15 protein-coding genes are annotated in these 13946 nt (G+C 62.3%); 7 read left to right on the forward strand and 8 right to left on the reverse strand.

Annotated features, from left to right (window positions below; translation table 11 throughout):
• Nucleotides 1-156: 156 nt before the first annotated feature.
• Together PATSB16_RS12875 and rsgA are read left to right on the forward strand one after the other, a co-directional pair.
• Nucleotides 157-1404: a M48 family metallopeptidase gene (locus PATSB16_RS12875; RefSeq protein WP_047214510.1), complete on the forward strand. Its 1248-nt coding sequence runs from the start codon at nucleotides 157-159 to the stop codon at nucleotides 1402-1404.
• Nucleotides 1401-2345 carry a ribosome small subunit-dependent GTPase A gene (rsgA, locus tag PATSB16_RS12880; RefSeq protein ID WP_047214512.1) on the forward strand — a complete coding sequence of 315 codons (945 nt, stop codon included), beginning with the start codon at nucleotides 1401-1403 and terminating at the stop codon, nucleotides 2343-2345. Before PATSB16_RS12875 ends, rsgA begins: the two co-directional genes overlap by 4 nt.
• A 14-nt stretch (nucleotides 2346-2359) precedes the next feature.
• Here the strand turns inward: rsgA and PATSB16_RS12885 are convergent, their stop codons facing one another.
• The 6 genes from PATSB16_RS12885 to rpsP form a co-directional block, all read right to left on the reverse strand.
• Entirely contained in the window at nucleotides 2360-3298 is a 939-nt protein-coding gene (locus PATSB16_RS12885) for a CobD/CbiB family protein (protein ID WP_047214513.1), read from the reverse strand.
• Nucleotides 3299-3392: 94 nt separating this feature from the next.
• The gene (locus PATSB16_RS12890) at nucleotides 3393-4088 is read right to left on the reverse strand and encodes a CoA pyrophosphatase (RefSeq protein ID WP_047214514.1); all 696 of its coding nucleotides are present in this window, start codon (nucleotides 4086-4088) and stop codon (nucleotides 3393-3395) included.
• A gap of 103 nt (nucleotides 4089-4191) precedes the next feature.
• Nucleotides 4192-4581 carry a 50S ribosomal protein L19 gene (rplS, locus tag PATSB16_RS12895; protein WP_047214515.1) on the reverse strand — a complete coding sequence of 130 codons (390 nt, stop codon included), beginning with the start codon at nucleotides 4579-4581 and terminating at the stop codon, nucleotides 4192-4194.
• A gap of 117 nt (nucleotides 4582-4698) precedes the next feature.
• Nucleotides 4699-5460 carry a tRNA (guanosine(37)-N1)-methyltransferase TrmD gene (gene trmD, locus PATSB16_RS12900; protein ID WP_072628645.1) on the reverse strand — a complete coding sequence of 254 codons (762 nt, stop codon included), beginning with the start codon at nucleotides 5458-5460 and terminating at the stop codon, nucleotides 4699-4701.
• Nucleotides 5461-5510: 50 nt separating this feature from the next.
• Nucleotides 5511-6083, reverse strand: coding sequence for a ribosome maturation factor RimM (gene rimM / locus PATSB16_RS12905; RefSeq protein WP_052892677.1), 573 nt, complete (start codon nucleotides 6081-6083; stop codon nucleotides 5511-5513).
• Nucleotides 6084-6189: 106 nt separating this feature from the next.
• Entirely contained in the window at nucleotides 6190-6444 is a 255-nt protein-coding gene (rpsP, locus tag PATSB16_RS12910) for a 30S ribosomal protein S16 (protein WP_047214518.1), read from the reverse strand.
• 316 nt (nucleotides 6445-6760) lie between these two features.
• Between rpsP and PATSB16_RS12915 the strand changes: the two genes are divergently transcribed.
• The 3 genes from PATSB16_RS12915 (at nucleotide 6761) to PATSB16_RS12925 (ending at nucleotide 9592) form a co-directional block, all read left to right on the forward strand.
• On the forward strand, nucleotides 6761-7315 hold the full coding sequence (locus tag PATSB16_RS12915; RefSeq protein ID WP_047214520.1) for an META domain-containing protein: 555 nt from the start codon (nucleotides 6761-6763) through the stop codon (nucleotides 7313-7315).
• Nucleotides 7316-7444: 129 nt separating this feature from the next.
• A complete protein-coding gene (locus PATSB16_RS12920) occupies nucleotides 7445-7885 on the forward strand; it encodes a TM2 domain-containing protein (RefSeq protein ID WP_047214521.1) in 441 nt (146 codons plus the stop codon).
• A gap of 75 nt (nucleotides 7886-7960) precedes the next feature.
• Nucleotides 7961-9592: an acyl-CoA synthetase gene (locus tag PATSB16_RS12925; protein WP_047214522.1), complete on the forward strand. Its 1632-nt coding sequence runs from the start codon at nucleotides 7961-7963 to the stop codon at nucleotides 9590-9592.
• Nucleotides 9593-9607: 15 nt separating this feature from the next.
• Here PATSB16_RS12925 and PATSB16_RS12930 read toward each other — a convergent pair whose 3' ends face one another.
• Together PATSB16_RS12930 and PATSB16_RS12935 are read right to left on the reverse strand one after the other, a co-directional pair.
• On the reverse strand, nucleotides 9608-10696 hold the full coding sequence (locus tag PATSB16_RS12930; RefSeq protein WP_052892678.1) for a PA0069 family radical SAM protein: 1089 nt from the start codon (nucleotides 10694-10696) through the stop codon (nucleotides 9608-9610).
• An 88-nt stretch (nucleotides 10697-10784) separates the two neighbouring features.
• Entirely contained in the window at nucleotides 10785-11273 is a 489-nt protein-coding gene (locus tag PATSB16_RS12935; protein WP_047214525.1) for a winged helix-turn-helix transcriptional regulator, read from the reverse strand.
• 107 nt (nucleotides 11274-11380) lie between these two features.
• On the opposite strand from PATSB16_RS12935, the gene PATSB16_RS12940 reads away from it, so the two are divergent.
• Together PATSB16_RS12940 and ald are read left to right on the forward strand one after the other, a co-directional pair.
• Nucleotides 11381-12667, forward strand: a complete 1287-nt coding sequence (locus PATSB16_RS12940; protein ID WP_047214526.1) for a D-amino acid dehydrogenase — start codon at nucleotides 11381-11383, stop codon at nucleotides 12665-12667.
• Between the two features lie 74 nt (nucleotides 12668-12741).
• Nucleotides 12742-13875, forward strand: a complete 1134-nt coding sequence (ald, locus tag PATSB16_RS12945) for an alanine dehydrogenase (RefSeq protein WP_047214527.1) — start codon at nucleotides 12742-12744, stop codon at nucleotides 13873-13875.
• Nucleotides 13876-13946 lie beyond the last annotated feature (71 nt).

A 13946-nucleotide genomic window follows, 5' to 3' on the forward strand; every position in this document is an offset into this window, starting at 1 on the left:
CGTGACAATGCGGCCAGCGGGCCGGAACAGGCTGCCATTTTGCCCGAATATGCGCTTTTTGGCGCGCTTCGCTGGTTTCCCGGCGGGCAGACCGGAGGGCGATGGCGAAAGAATCTATAATTCGAGCATTCCTCCTCGACGAGCAAACGAATCCGGATGTTTACCTACCTTTTTGTGTTCTTCCTGCTGGCGATGGTGATTGTGAAGCTGTGGCTGGCCGTGCGGCAAGTGCGCCACGTGGCGCAGCATCGCGGCGCCGTGCCGGCTCAGTTCGCGTCGACCATCGCATTGAGCGATCATCAGCGGGCGGCCGACTACACGATCGCCCGCAGCCGGCTCGGCATGTGGGAGACACTGGCGCAAGGTGCGTTGCTGCTGGCCTGGACCCTGCTGGGCGGGTTGCAATGGCTGCATGTCGGCGTGATCGAGTGGCTGGGTCAGGGAACCCTGGCGCAGGTCGTGCTGGTCGGCGCCGTGCTGGTGATTTCCGGCATCGTCGATTTGCCGTTCGCCTATATCCGCCAATTTGTCATCGAGCAACGCTTCGGTTTCAACCGCATGACGCTCGGCCTGTTCATTGCCGACCTGTTGAAGTCGGCGATCGTCGGGCTCATTCTGGGCGTGCCTTTGCTGCTGGCCGTGCTGTGGCTGATGACGCAGGCCGGGCAGTGGTGGTGGTTTTATGCGTGGGTGGTCTGGGTGGCGTTCAATCTGGTGGTGCTGGTGCTGTACCCGACGGTGATCGCACCGCTTTTCAATAAATTCGAGCCGCTCAATGACGAAGCGCTGAAGGCCCGTATCGAGGCGCTGATGAAACGGTGCGGCTTTGCCGCCAAGGGGCTGTTCGTGATGGACGGCAGCCGCCGCTCGGCGCATGGCAACGCCTACTTCACCGGCTTTGGCGCGGCCAAGCGGATCGTGTTCTTCGATACGCTGCTCAGCCGGCTCTCCCCGACTGAAGTCGAGGCAGTGCTCGCGCACGAACTGGGACATTTCAAGCATCGCCATGTGCTCAAGCGGATTGTCGTGACCTTCGCGCTGAGCCTGGTGTTTCTGGCCCTGCTCGGCTGGCTCTCGGGCCGCACCTGGTTCTACACCCAGCTGGGCGTCATGCCCTCGCTGACCGGCAGTAACGCCGGCCTGGCGCTGGTATTGTTTTTCCTGGTGCTGCCGGTGTTCGGCTTTTTCTTCAGCCCGCTGGGCAGCCTGTCGTCGCGGCGGCATGAATTCCAGGCCGATGCGTTTGCCGCCCAGCAAACTGGCGCCGCCGATCTCGTCAATGCGCTGGTCAAGCTGTATCAGGACAATGCGTCGACCTTGACGCCCGATCCGCTCTACACGGCGTTTTATTATTCTCATCCGCCTGCCTCGCAACGCATCGACCGGCTGCTCTCGCACGCATGAAGCGCGCGTCCGCTCCCCGGGGAAAATCCGCCGCGGCACCGGTCGCCGCGTTGGCGGGCCGAGTCGTGGCCGCGCATGGCCGGCACTATGCGGTGGAGCTCGATGACACTAGCGAGACGCTGCTGTGCTTTCCGCGCGGCAAGAAGAGCGCCGTCGCGGTGGGCGATCGGGTCGCACTGCAGCGCACCGCCGCCGACCAGGGTGTGATCGAGGACATTTTGCCTCGCCGCAACCTGCTGTATCGCTCGGATCAGTTCAAGAGCAAGCTCTTCGCCGCCAATATCGATCGCCTGCTGATCATGCTCGCCACGCAGCCCTCGTTCAGCGAGGATCTGCTCGGACGCGCGCTGGTCGCTGCCGAGGCCCACGAACTCGCACCGCTGATCGTGCTCAACAAGACCGACGTGACCGACGCGCTGCCGGCAGCGCGCGATCGCCTGGCGCTATATCAGTCGCTGGGCTATGAGGTCGTCGAAGTCTCGATCAAGCAGGCGCCGCAGGAGGCACAGGCCCGCCTGCTGCCGGCTTTGGCCGATCGCGCCACGCTGCTGCTGGGACAGTCGGGCATGGGCAAGTCGTCGCTGGTCAATTTGCTGGTGCCGGATGCGGAAGCGGCAACGCGCGAAATTTCGCACGTGCTCAACTCAGGGCGCCACACCACGACCTTCACGCGGCTGTTTCATTTGCCGGGCGGGGGCGCGCTGATCGATTCCCCGGGTTTTCAGGAGTTCGGCCTGCATCATTTGAGCGAGGGGCAGCTGGAGCGGGCCTTTCCGGAGTTTCGCCCGCTGCTCACGGGATGCCGGTTTTATAACTGCCACCACACCAAGGAACCGGGCTGCGCGATCCTGGCAGCGCTGGCCGAAGGCGGCATTGCCCCTCGGCGTCACGCGCTGTATGCGCAACTGCTGCATGAATCCGAACAGCAGTTGCCGTGGTAGGAAACGTTAGAAAATCAGCCGAACCAGACGGCGATCGTCAGCATCATCAGTAGCAGCATCCACAGCAGCACGGCCCGCCAGACCAGGCCTACCGCTGCCTGCAGGGTACGCGGTGTGCAGTCGCTGCCGACCGGTAACGGCGCCTCGTGGTCACCGTCCAACGTGTCGACGCTCGACGGTTCGGCCAGCGGGCCGACCAGCCGGGCGCCGAGCGCGCCACTGCCGGCCGCCAGCAGAATGCCGTCGTTGCCGTCGGGCCATTGCTTGGCGTAGGTGCGCCACGCATAGATCGCATCCTCGAAATTACCGACGATGGCAAAACCGATCGAGGTCAGGCGCGCGGGAATCCAATCGATCACATAAAAGGCACGCCGGGCGAACTGGCTGAATTCAGGACTGCGATCCGGGCCGGGTTCGGACCAGTGGCGCGCCAAATATTCCGAGACGCGATAAAGCACGGCCCCGGCCGGCCCGATCGGCATCAGGAACCAGAAAAAGACGCCAAAAACATGGCGATGCGAGGCAACGACCGCGTGAACGAGCGTGTTTCGTACAACTTCCTGCACCGGCATGTCGACCGTGTCGATGCCGATCCATTGGCGCAGGATTTCGCGAGCCCGGTTGGGATCGTCATTGTTCAGGGCGAGATGGATGTCGGTGAAGTAATGGCTGAACTGACGGAATCCCAGCGTGAGGTAGACGATCAGCACATTCCACGCGAAGCCGAGCAGAATGTTGATGCGCATCAGTACGTAGTAGACGATCGCCACCACCAGCACGAACGGCACCACCACCACCAGCCAGGCCAGCAGGCCGTGCTTGGCCCTGCCGGCATCGAAGCCTTGCGCGGTATGCTCCGCGTGCGAGCGCACGAGGTTATATATCGGATTGTGTGTGGACAGCGCGCGGACCTGTTCGATAATCAGGGCCAGCAAAACCGAGAAGAATGTCATGCGATCGGATTATCGAATGGAATGACGTAAAGATAGCACAGGTCGGCACCGCGCCGATGGCCGCGCAATGCCTTGCGCGTCAGGCTGCACGGCGTCAGGCACGGAGGAAATGATAGAAATTGCGGAGCATCGCGGCAGTCGCGCCCCAGATGAAAAACTCGCCTCCGTCCGGGCGCGGATAGGGCATGGCATAGAAGTGCCGCTCACCGACAACCCATTTGAATAGTCTGACCTGATGATTATTGGGGTCCATCAGGAAATACAGCGGCACTTCGAAGATCTCGTCGACTTCCTGACGATCGGCCTGCAACGCGAACGGCGGTGCGATCAGGCCGACGACCGGCGCGATGCGAAAGCCGGTGCCGGTGACGTAGTCGGGCAGCGTCCCGATAACTTCCACATGCTCGGTATTCAATCCGATTTCCTCACGCGTCTCGCGCAAGGCGGTGGCGACCGGGTTCGGGTCTTCGGGCTCGCGACTTCCACCAGGGAAGCTGATTTGCCCGGCATGCGCACTCAGATGGGCGGTGCGGCGCGTGAGCAATACCGTCAGCCCCTCGTCACGCTCGACCAGCGGCACCAGCACCGCGGCCTGGCGGGGCAGGACGGCTTGTCCAAGGCGGCTCAGGCCGTGTTCGACAGCGATCTCGGGTTGCCAGATCGGCGGGTTGGCAAAGCGATCACGCAAGGCGGCGGGCAGCAGGCGTTCGGCCGGCACAGGCGGCTCGCCCTCGCGGGTCGCGATGACCGGCAGGCGTTCTGGATGAGAAATCAGGGGGGAAGCCACGATGTTATTCGAATGGATATGTCGCCTATTCTACTAGCCTCCGGCTAATTGCGACGGTCAAAAAAAAAGCACCCGAAGGTGCTTTTTTCCTGGCACAGCGGATGCCTCAAGCTTCTGCCGTCGTCTTTTTGCTCTTGAACGCCAGCTTTTCCTTGATGCGAGCCGATTTGCCCGAGCGCTCGCGCAAATAGTACAGCTTCGCACGGCGGACGTCGCCGCGACGCTTGACTTCGATGCTGGCCAACAGCGGCGAGTAGGTTTGGAAGGTACGCTCCACACCTTCGCCCGAAGAAATCTTGCGCACGATGAACGAGGAATTCAGACCACGGTTGCGCTTGGCGATCACCACACCTTCGTAAGCCTGAACACGCTTGCGGTTTCCTTCAACGACGTTGACGTTAACCACCACGGTGTCGCCGGGAGCAAATTCGGGAATGCTCTTGTTGGCGGTCAGGCGGACGATCTCTTCCTTTTCGAGTTGTTCGATCAGGTTCATTGCTTGCTCCATAGCCATCATGTCGACGTTTCATACCGCCCCGGCGGGGTCGGCCTCGACAGAGGATGATTTTAATCGGCGTCGATTCAACGACGCCACCCTCCGGCAAGCGGGCCACTAATTCGGTTCGCTCGCCAGTTTTGCCAGCACAGCCTCATCGGCCTTGCTGAGCAATCCATTGCGACGCGCCGCCTCGATCAGATCGGGCCGCTTGCGCCAGGTGTTGGTCAACGCCTGTTGGCGTCGCCATTTTTCAATCTCGGCATGGTGTCCTCCCAGCAACACTTCGGGGACACGCACGCCCTGATATTCTTCCGGCCGGGTGTAATGCGGGCAGTCGAGCAGGCCGTTCACGAAACTGTCCTGCTGCGCCGATTGCGCGTCGTTCAATACCCCCGGCAATTGCCGGACTACCGCGTCCATCAATGCCATCGCGGGCAACTCGCCACCCGACAGCACGAAATCGCCCAGGCTGATTTCCTCGTCGACGCAGCGGTCAATCAGGCGCTGGTCGATTGCTTCATAGCGACCACACAACAGCACCAACCCCTCTTCCGCAGCGAAACGCATGACGTGGCGGTGGGTCAACGGCGCGCCTTGCGGCGACAGCGCCACCACGCGCGGCCTATGCACACCCGTTTGGCGTTGCGCCGCTCGCGCAGCGTCGATCGCATCTTCGAGCGGCTTGGCCAACATCACCATGCCCGGTCCGCCTCCGTAGGGACGATCATCGACCGTGCGATAGTTATTGCTGGTGAAATCACGCGGATTCCACAAGCGCATTCCAAACTGCCCCTGCTTCAGTGCGCGACTGGTGATTCCCCACTCGCTGATCGCCTGAAACATGTCAGGAAAGAGCGTAATGACGTCGAACTGCACCGCTCCTCCTCATGTATCGCCCAAAGGCGATCGTGCATCGCCGGTCGGCGCTAATAGTCCCGCCCCCAGTCGACCACGATGCGTCCGCCAGCCGTATCGACTTCGTGCACGTATTGGGCGACGAACGGGATCAGCCGCTCGGCATCCTGTGGCGCGCCGCGCCGGTCCGTCGCCGGGTAAGTCACGCGCAGTACTGCATGCGCGCCGTTGTCGAGCAGTCCGCTGACCTTGCCGAGCGCCTCGCCCTGCAGATTGGTCACCTGGGCGCCGATCAAATCGACCCAATAAAACTCATCTTCCTGCGGCACCGGAAAGGCGCTGCGGGGCACCCAGACCTGCAGACCCTTGAGCGCTTCGGCAGCGTCACGGCCTTCGATACCCTTCGGTTGAGCAACGATCGAGCCGCTGTGCTCGCGGCTGCGAGCGATTTCGACGACATACGCATCACGTTCGCCGGGCCGCCGCAACCACCAGCGGCCAGCCCCGAGGAGCACTGCGCCGTCGGCGGCGTGCGGTTGCACTTTCAACCAGCCGCGAATGCCATGCGCCTCGGCGACATAGCCCAACTCGACCAGGTCGTCCGGCAAATCGTTGGCTGCCATGGGTGTACAGGCGGATGGCATGCCGCCCTGCTGCGTCGCCTGACGACGGATCAGTGGTTCACCGCTACGCATGTGAATCGGCGAACCCTGTTGAAATACCCACCCCGCCAGACATGTACGATGCCAATCAGGCCGTCTTTTGCGCGGCTTGCTGCTTGAGCAGGCGCGTGACGGTCGGCGACAGTTGTGCGCCAACGCCTTGCCAATAGGTCAGACGGTCTTGAGCGATACGCAGACCCTCTTCCTTGTCCGACGCGACCGGGTTGTAGAACCCGATGCGCTCGATGAAACGGCCATCGCGGCGATTACGGGAATCCGTTGCCACGATGTTGTAAAACGGGCGCTTTTTCGCGCCGCCGCGAGCCAAGCGGATAACGACCATAGTAATTCCTTGAGAAACCTAAACGGGTTTGAGCACAGAAAGCGCGTGATTATAGCGCAAAAACATCGTCAAAACAAACACTTCGAGCCCTCCCCGGGAACCCGTCGCGCCGGACTCGCGCCGGCCGGCCGGCCCTCGGCGTGCCAATCGGGGCTTCTCGGCGCGCCGCTTTCCATCCGATGCCTACGGGGATATCCTGAGGTTATCTTGATTGCGATGAAAATGTGCGGCACGCAACCGCCAGGAACCGATCGGCCCGCAGGGAGTCAATCGGGATCAGAAATCCAACGCATTGCAGCACTGTGGATCACAAAAAATGACCAAAAAGAATGCCTTCACGAGCGCCGCCCGTTTGCTGGCCGCATTCTCGATCGTGCTGAGCTCCTTTGTCGGATGCGCGGCAACGCCAATTTCGCCGCATGCCGACCGGGCCGTCGGCCAGCCCGGCACTGGCATTGCCGGACTGACCGGTCGATGGGTTTTGTTGAGCTGGGTGGGGCAACATGCTTCGCCACCGCCCGCCGCGCGCAACGTGACCCTGGTGCTCTCGAAAGACGGGGCTTATGGCGGCTCGGGCGGCTGCAACAGGATTTTCGGGCAATATCACGTCGGTCCGGCTCATCAGCAGATCAGCGTGAATCCGCCGGCGACGACCCGCATGAGCTGCCCGGTCGACGTGATGGCGTTCGAATCGCGGTTTCTCGCCACCCTCGCGCACGTCAACCGGTTCGAACTGACCGGCAACACCCTGGTCCTTTTCGTGCGTGACACCGATCGCCTGACCTTTGCCCGTCAGGTCATTCCCCGACAAGGATCGCTGGCCGATAACGCGCCGGGCAAATCGATGGCATCGGGCCGAACGCCAGCGTAGAATAAGCGCCGCACTGACCGGGCAGGCAACGCCGGCAGCGCCATCGGCCGGCATGGCCAACTGGCGCGCGCTGCCCCTCGGGCAGGCGCGATCGCAAAATAAACGGCCGTATCTCCCTGATGACGCCCCATGGCTTATAAATCCAAGACCGTGGCTGCCCTGCTTGCCTTTGCACTCGGCACGCTTGGCGGCCATCGCTTTTACCTGTACGGGCCGCGCGACGCATTCGGTTGGCTGCACCTGCTGGGCACGCTGCTCGGCATCGACGGCTGGCGGCTGTTGACGCACAGCCAATTGATGTCACCGCTGGGTTGGGCGCTTACGATCTGTGGCGCCGTTTCGCTGTTCTCCAGCTTGCTGGCGGCAATCGTCTACGGACTGCGTCCCGACGAAGCCTGGAATAGCCGCTTCAATAGCCAAAGTTTGCGTAAATCACGCTCCGGCTGGAGCGCCATTCTGATAGTGAGCGCCTCCCTCTTTATTGGCGCCGGGCTGATGATGTTCGGTTTCGTCGTCGGCTTTCAGACTTACTTCGAAACACATCTGCCACCCAATTCGCTGTCACAATGACATAAACGACCGTACTACCGTACTGATCCGCACGGGTCAGCAACGGAGATGCGGCCGGATCCACAGGAGACAAAAATGCTCACCAGGCAATCGACCTATGCCGAACTCGTCGCCGGCTTTTCGTGGCACATCCCGCCGCGCTTCAATATCGGCGTCGACACCTGCGACAAATGGGCCGACGGCAGCGGGCGCCTCGCGCTGATCTATGAAAGAAACGACGGCACGCAAGCGCGCTACACCTTCGACGACATCAAGGCACGCTCCAACCAGCTCGCCAATAGCATGCGCCGGCAAGGCGTCGAGCGCGGCGACCGCATCGGCATCTTTCTTCCGCAAACACCGGAAACGGCGCTCGCGCATATCGCCGCTTATAAGCTGGGGGCCGTGGCTGTGCCGCTGTTCGCCCTGTTCGGCATGGAGGCGCTCCAGTATCGCTTGTCCAACTGCGGCGCCACCGCGCTGGTCACGGATCGCCAGGGCCTGGAGAAGATTCGCTCGATTCGCGATACCTTGCCCCACCTGAAGACGATCTATTGCATCGACGCGACAGCTTCCGATACCGATGCCTGCGATTTCTGGCAACAGCTGCAAGCCGAAGCGGATGCGTTTGAGCCAATCGACACGTCAGCGGACGACCCGGCCGTCATCATCTACACCTCCGGCACGACCGGCAAGCCCAAAGGCGCACTGCACGCGCATCGCGTGCTGCTGGGGCATCTGCCCGGCGTCGAGATGTCGCATGAATTTTTCCCGGAGCACGCGCGGCTGATGTGGACGCCGGCCGACTGGGCCTGGATCGGCGGCCTGCTCGATGTGCTGCTGCCCGCCTGGCATCATGGCGTGACCGTGCTGGCCCGCCGCTTCGAAAAGTTCGACGGCGAGGCGGCATTCGATCTGATGGCCCGCCACGGCGTCACGCACACCTTTCTGCCGCCGACCGCCCTCAAGATGATGCGCGCAGTCAAGGATCCGCAACGCTGGCGCTTGTCGCTGCGTGCCGTCGCCAGTGGCGGCGAGTCGCTCGGCGAAGAGCTGATCGAGTGGGGGCAGGCCGCGCTGGGCGTCACCATTAACGAGTTCTATGGGCAGACCGAATGCAATGTGGTGCTGTCGTCGTGCTCGTCGCTGTTTCCACCCAGCATCGGCTCGATCGGCAAAGCAGCGCCCGGACACCAGGTACGGATCGTCGACGACGCCGGCGAAGTATTGCCGGTCGGGACCGAAGGCAATATCGCCGTGCGCGCCCCCGATCCGGTGATGTTTCTCGGTTACTGGGACAATCCCGACGCCACTCGTGCGAAATATGCCGGCGACTATTTGATCACCGGCGATCTTGGCGTGGAGGATGCGGACGGTTTCATCCGGTTCATTGGGCGCAACGACGATGTCATCACCAGCGCCGGCTATCGCATCGGCCCGGGACCGATCGAAGATTGCCTGCTCGGTCATCCGGCCGTGCGCATGGCGGCCGTGATTGGCGTTCCCGATCGCGAACGCACCGAGATCGTCAAGGCATTCGTGGTGCTGAACCCCGACTACAAGCCGAGCGATGCGCTGGTCAAGGAAATTCAAATGCACGTCAAGACGCGTCTGGCCGCGCACGAGTACCCGCGCGAGGTCAGTTTCGTCGATGCGCTGCCGATGACGACTACCGGCAAGATCATTCGCCGAGCCCTGCGCGAGGCGGCTGGCGACGCGAAGACGTAACGCGCGCGCCGACGCTCAGAACAGGTCCAGTTGCGCGCTGTGTGCATCGGGCCGGCGAAACCGCGTCGCGTCCAGCTGACGGCGTGCCATGTTCAAGCCATTGCGCCGGCACGCCAACTCGAAACGCCGGCGCACCAGTTCCGCATATTGGCCGGTGCCGCGCATGCGGCTGCCAAAATTTGCGTCGTTATGGCGACCGTCCCGGACTTGCTCGATGAGGCTCATTACATGCGCCGCGCGTGAGGGGAAGTGAGCGTGCAGCCACTTGACGAACAGGTCATGAACCTCGAGCAGCAAGCGCAACATCACGTAACCGGCGCCCTCCGCCCCGGCCTGGGCCGCGACCTCGAGCACGCGCTCGATGTCATAGTCGTTGAGCGCCGGAATGATCGGCGCGACGATCACGCCGGCCGGCACGCCCGCCTGCGCGAGCCGGCGAATCGCCTCGATGCGGCGCCCCGGCGTATTGGCGCGAGGCTCCAGTAGCCGCGCGAGATCGGCGTCCAGCGTGCCCACCGACAGGAACACCCGTACCAAACCCTTGCCCGCCATGCGCGAGAGAATATCGAGGTCGCGCACGACCAGCGCCGACTTGGTGGTGATGCCGACGGGGTGATTGAAGTCTTCCAGCACCTCGAGTATCGAGCGCGTAATGGCAAGCCCGCGCTCGATCGGCTGGTAGGGATCGGTATTGGCGCCGAGCGCGAGTATCGCGGGCCGATAGTTCGGCTTGCTCAACTCCACGCGCAACAGTTCCGCGGCGTTGCGCTTGGCGTATAACTCCGTCTCGAAATCGAGCCCCGGCGAGAGCCCGAGATAAGCATGCGTCGGCCGAGCGAAACAATAGATGCAGCCATGTTCGCAGCCACGATATGGGTTGATCGACCGGTCGAACGGCACGTCCGGCGAGTTGTTGCGGGAAATGATGCGGCGGGCGATTTCGTCGGTGACATGTGTCTTGAACTGCACCACATGCTCGTGAGCCGCATTGGCGGATTCGATCGTCTCGTCGGGCTCTCGTGACCAGGCGCTAAAACGTTCAACCTGGTTGGACGTGGCGCCTCGCCCTTTGAGCGCGGCAGTTGGCTGATCGGAGGAAGGCATGACGACCCCTTGAGTACTGTATATTTATACAGTATATCGCTTCCTCCATCGCTTGGCAGGGCGTCGGGAATTTCGCGCCCTGTTTGCCTTACTCTTGCGCGTCGATCACGAGCGTCTCTTTGATTTCTTCCATCACGACGTAACTTTTGGACTGCACCGCGCCGGGCAGCTGCAGCAGGATGTCGCCCAGCAGCTTGCGGTATTCCGACATCTCCCGGATGCGCGCCTTGATCAGGTAGTCGAAATCGCCCGACACGAGATGACACTCGAGCACCTCGGAAATGCGCAGCACCTCGCGGCGAAACTGCTCGAACATATTGCCCGATTTGTGATCCAGCGTGATTTCGACAAACACCAGCAACGTGGCACCCAGCGCGACCGGATTGACCCGTGCGTAATAGCCGGTGATCACACCGTCGCGCTCCATGCGCTTGACTCGCTCGATACACGGCGTGATCGACAGGCCGACCTGCTCGGCGAGGTCTTTCATCGAGATGCGCCCGTCGCGCTGCAGGATCGTCAGGATGCGTCGATCCAGTTTGTCGAGCGTGCGCACGGACTGCTGCTGGATTCTCATTATTTTTTCCCGAAAACAGAAAATCTACATGAACAATTACTACTTAATACTCAATAGTATAGCGATTATTAATACCAATTTTTAAATTTACAGCATCGGAGCATACTATGCGGGTGGTCATTCTCGGTAGCGGCGTTATTGGCACCGCCAGCGCTTTCTATCTCGCACAGGCTGGCCATCAGGTCACTGTCCTCGACCGCCAGCCCGGCCCCGCCCTGGAGACCAGTTTCGGCAATGCCGGACAGATTTCTCCGGGTTATGCGTCACCCTGGGCCGCCCCGGGCATCCCGCTCAAAGCAGTCAAATGGCTGTTTCAGGCCCACGCGCCGTTGGCCATTCGCGCCGACGGATCGCTGTTCCAATTGCGCTGGCTCTACCATATGCTGCGCAACTGCACTGCCAGCCGCTATGCGGTCAACAAGGAACGCATGGTGCGCCTGGCCGAGTACAGCCGTGACTGCTTCCGCGCCCTGCGCGCCGAAACCGGCATCGAATACGAGGGGCGCCAGCAAGGTACGTTGCAGTTGTTCCGTACCCAGGCGCAGCTTGACAACGCGGCGCGCGACATCGCCGTGCTCGAGCAGGCCGGCGTGCCCTTCGAACTGCTCTCGCCCGCCGAACTGGCACGGGCCGAGCCGGCGCTGGCTGCCGTCAGCCACAAGCTGACGGGTGGCCTGCGCCTGCCCAATGACGAAACCGGCGACTGCCAATTGTTCACCACGCGCCTGGCCGCGATGGCCGAGGATCTGGGCGTGCAATTTCGCTATGACACACCGATCGATGCACTGCTGACCAACGGCGACCAGATCAGCGGCGTCGTCTCGGGCCAGCAAGTCATCAAGGCCGACGCCTATGTGGTTGCGCTCGGCTCCTATTCGACGCCATTCCTGCGCGGCATCGTCGATATCCCCGTCTATCCTCTCAAGGGATATTCGATCACCGTACCCATCGCCGACGAACGCGCCGCTCCGGTGTCGACCGTGCTGGATGAAACCTACAAGATCGCGATCACACGTTTTGACGATCGCATCCGGGTGGGCGGCATGGCCGAGGTCGTCGGCTATGACAAACGCCTCAAGCCACAACGGCGCGCCACGCTCGAGATGGTCGTCAATGATCTGTATCCCGGCGCAGGCAACACCGCCGAGGCCAGTTTCTGGACGGGTTTGCGGCCGATGACGCCAGACGGCACGCCGATCGTCGGCGCCACGCCGGTAAAGAATCTGTTCCTGAACACCGGGCATGGCACGCTCGGCTGGACCATGTCGTGCGGCTCGGGCCAGCTCCTGGCCGATCTGATCTCGGGCCGGCGTCCGGCGATCGCTGCGGACGACCTGTCGGTCGCCCGTTACCTGAGTGAGCCTGCCGACACACGGCAACCTGCTTATGCCTGATACGCGAACGGCGCTCTCGAGCGCCGTTTTTTATTCAACCGCTTCACCCAAGCACGACACGATAGGAGACAGCCATGAAAATCGGCGTACCCAAGGAGATCAAGAACAATGAGTTCCGCGTCGGCATGACCCCAGGCGCGGTGCGCGAAGTAGTCGCGCATGGTCACGAAGTCTGGATCGAGAGCCATGCCGGCGACGGTATCGGCATGGACGATCAGGCTTACGTCGCCGCTGGTGCCCACATTGCTCCAAGCGCGGCGGACGTTTTCGAGCGCGCGGAATTGATCGTCAAAGTCAAGGAACCACAAGCCGTCGAACGCGCACGGCTGAGGCCGGAGCAAACGCTCTTTACCTACTTGCACCTGGCGCCCGACCCCGAGCAAACGGCCGACCTGGTCAAGAGCGGGGCAACGTGCATCGCTTATGAGACCGTGACCTCTTCCCAAGGGGGGCTGCCGCTGCTGGCGCCGATGTCCGAGGTCGCGGGTCGCATGGCTGTTCAGGCGGGCGCCACCGCGTTGGAAAAATCGCATGGCGGCCTGGGGTTGCTGCTCTCCGGCGTGCCGGGCGTGGAACCCGGCAAAATCGTGATTCTCGGCGGCGGCGTGGTCGGCTCGAATGCCGCCACCATCGCCTGCGGCATGGGAGCTGAAGTGGTGGTGATCGACCGCTCGGTGGACGTCCTGCGGCGGCTATCCGCGCAGTTCGGCGGGCGCATCAAGACGGTTTATTCGACCCGCCACGCGATCGAACAGCATCTGCGTGACGCCGATCTGGTGATCGGCGGTGTGCTCATTCCGGGGGCCGCGGCGCCAAAGCTGATTACGCGCGACATGCTGGGCCTGATGCAGCGCGGCGCAGTGATTGTCGACGTGGCAATCGATCAGGGCGGCTGCTGCGAAACCTCGCGCGCGACCACGCACGCCGATCCGGTGTATGTCGTCGACGACATTGTGCATTATTGCGTCGCCAATATGCCCGGCGGGGTACCCCGCACATCAACGAAGGCGCTCAACAACGTGACATTGCCGTTTATTCTTCAGCTCGCTGGGCAAGGCGTGCGCGGCGCTCTCGAAGCCAACCCGCATCTGCTCAACGGCCTGAACGTCGCCAATGGCGCAGTGACCAACGCGGAAGTCGCGCAGGCGTTGAACTATCAGTACCGAGCACCCTTGAGCGCCATCGCCCATTTACCGCGGCCGGCCTGAGCGGGCGCGAGTGTACCGCCGAGGTCGCGGCGGTTGCCGCGGCCTCCTGCATTGCTCTCGATAACGAAGAA

This window comes from Pandoraea thiooxydans (assembly GCF_001931675.1).
In the GTDB taxonomy this organism is placed as follows: domain Bacteria; phylum Pseudomonadota; class Gammaproteobacteria; order Burkholderiales; family Burkholderiaceae; genus Pandoraea; species Pandoraea thiooxydans.

What these genes read in the sequence shown, in the direction of transcription:
- PATSB16_RS12875 (WP_047214510.1), top strand. Translation starts at nt 157, where the DNA reads ATGTTTACCTACCTTTTTGTGTTCTTCCTGCTGGCGATGGTGATTGTG.
- rsgA (WP_047214512.1), top strand. Translation starts at nt 1,401, where the DNA reads ATGAAGCGCGCGTCCGCTCCCCGGGGAAAATCCGCCGCGGCACCGGTC.
- PATSB16_RS12885 (WP_047214513.1), bottom strand. Translation starts at nt 3,298, where the DNA reads ATGACATTCTTCTCGGTTTTGCTGGCCCTGATTATCGAACAGGTCCGC.
- rplS (WP_047214515.1), bottom strand. Translation starts at nt 4,581, where the DNA reads ATGAACCTGATCGAACAACTCGAAAAGGAAGAGATCGTCCGCCTGACC.
- rimM (WP_052892677.1), bottom strand. Translation starts at nt 6,083, where the DNA reads ATGCCATCCGCCTGTACACCCATGGCAGCCAACGATTTGCCGGACGAC.
- rpsP (WP_047214518.1), bottom strand. Translation starts at nt 6,444, where the DNA reads ATGGTCGTTATCCGCTTGGCTCGCGGCGGCGCGAAAAAGCGCCCGTTT.
- PATSB16_RS12915 (WP_047214520.1), top strand. Translation starts at nt 6,761, where the DNA reads ATGACCAAAAAGAATGCCTTCACGAGCGCCGCCCGTTTGCTGGCCGCA.
- PATSB16_RS12920 (WP_047214521.1), top strand. Translation starts at nt 7,445, where the DNA reads ATGGCTTATAAATCCAAGACCGTGGCTGCCCTGCTTGCCTTTGCACTC.
- PATSB16_RS12925 (WP_047214522.1), top strand. Translation starts at nt 7,961, where the DNA reads ATGCTCACCAGGCAATCGACCTATGCCGAACTCGTCGCCGGCTTTTCG.
- PATSB16_RS12930 (WP_052892678.1), bottom strand. Translation starts at nt 10,696, where the DNA reads ATGCCTTCCTCCGATCAGCCAACTGCCGCGCTCAAAGGGCGAGGCGCC.
- PATSB16_RS12935 (WP_047214525.1), bottom strand. Translation starts at nt 11,273, where the DNA reads ATGAGAATCCAGCAGCAGTCCGTGCGCACGCTCGACAAACTGGATCGA.
- PATSB16_RS12940 (WP_047214526.1), top strand. Translation starts at nt 11,381, where the DNA reads ATGCGGGTGGTCATTCTCGGTAGCGGCGTTATTGGCACCGCCAGCGCT.
- ald (WP_047214527.1), top strand. Translation starts at nt 12,742, where the DNA reads ATGAAAATCGGCGTACCCAAGGAGATCAAGAACAATGAGTTCCGCGTC.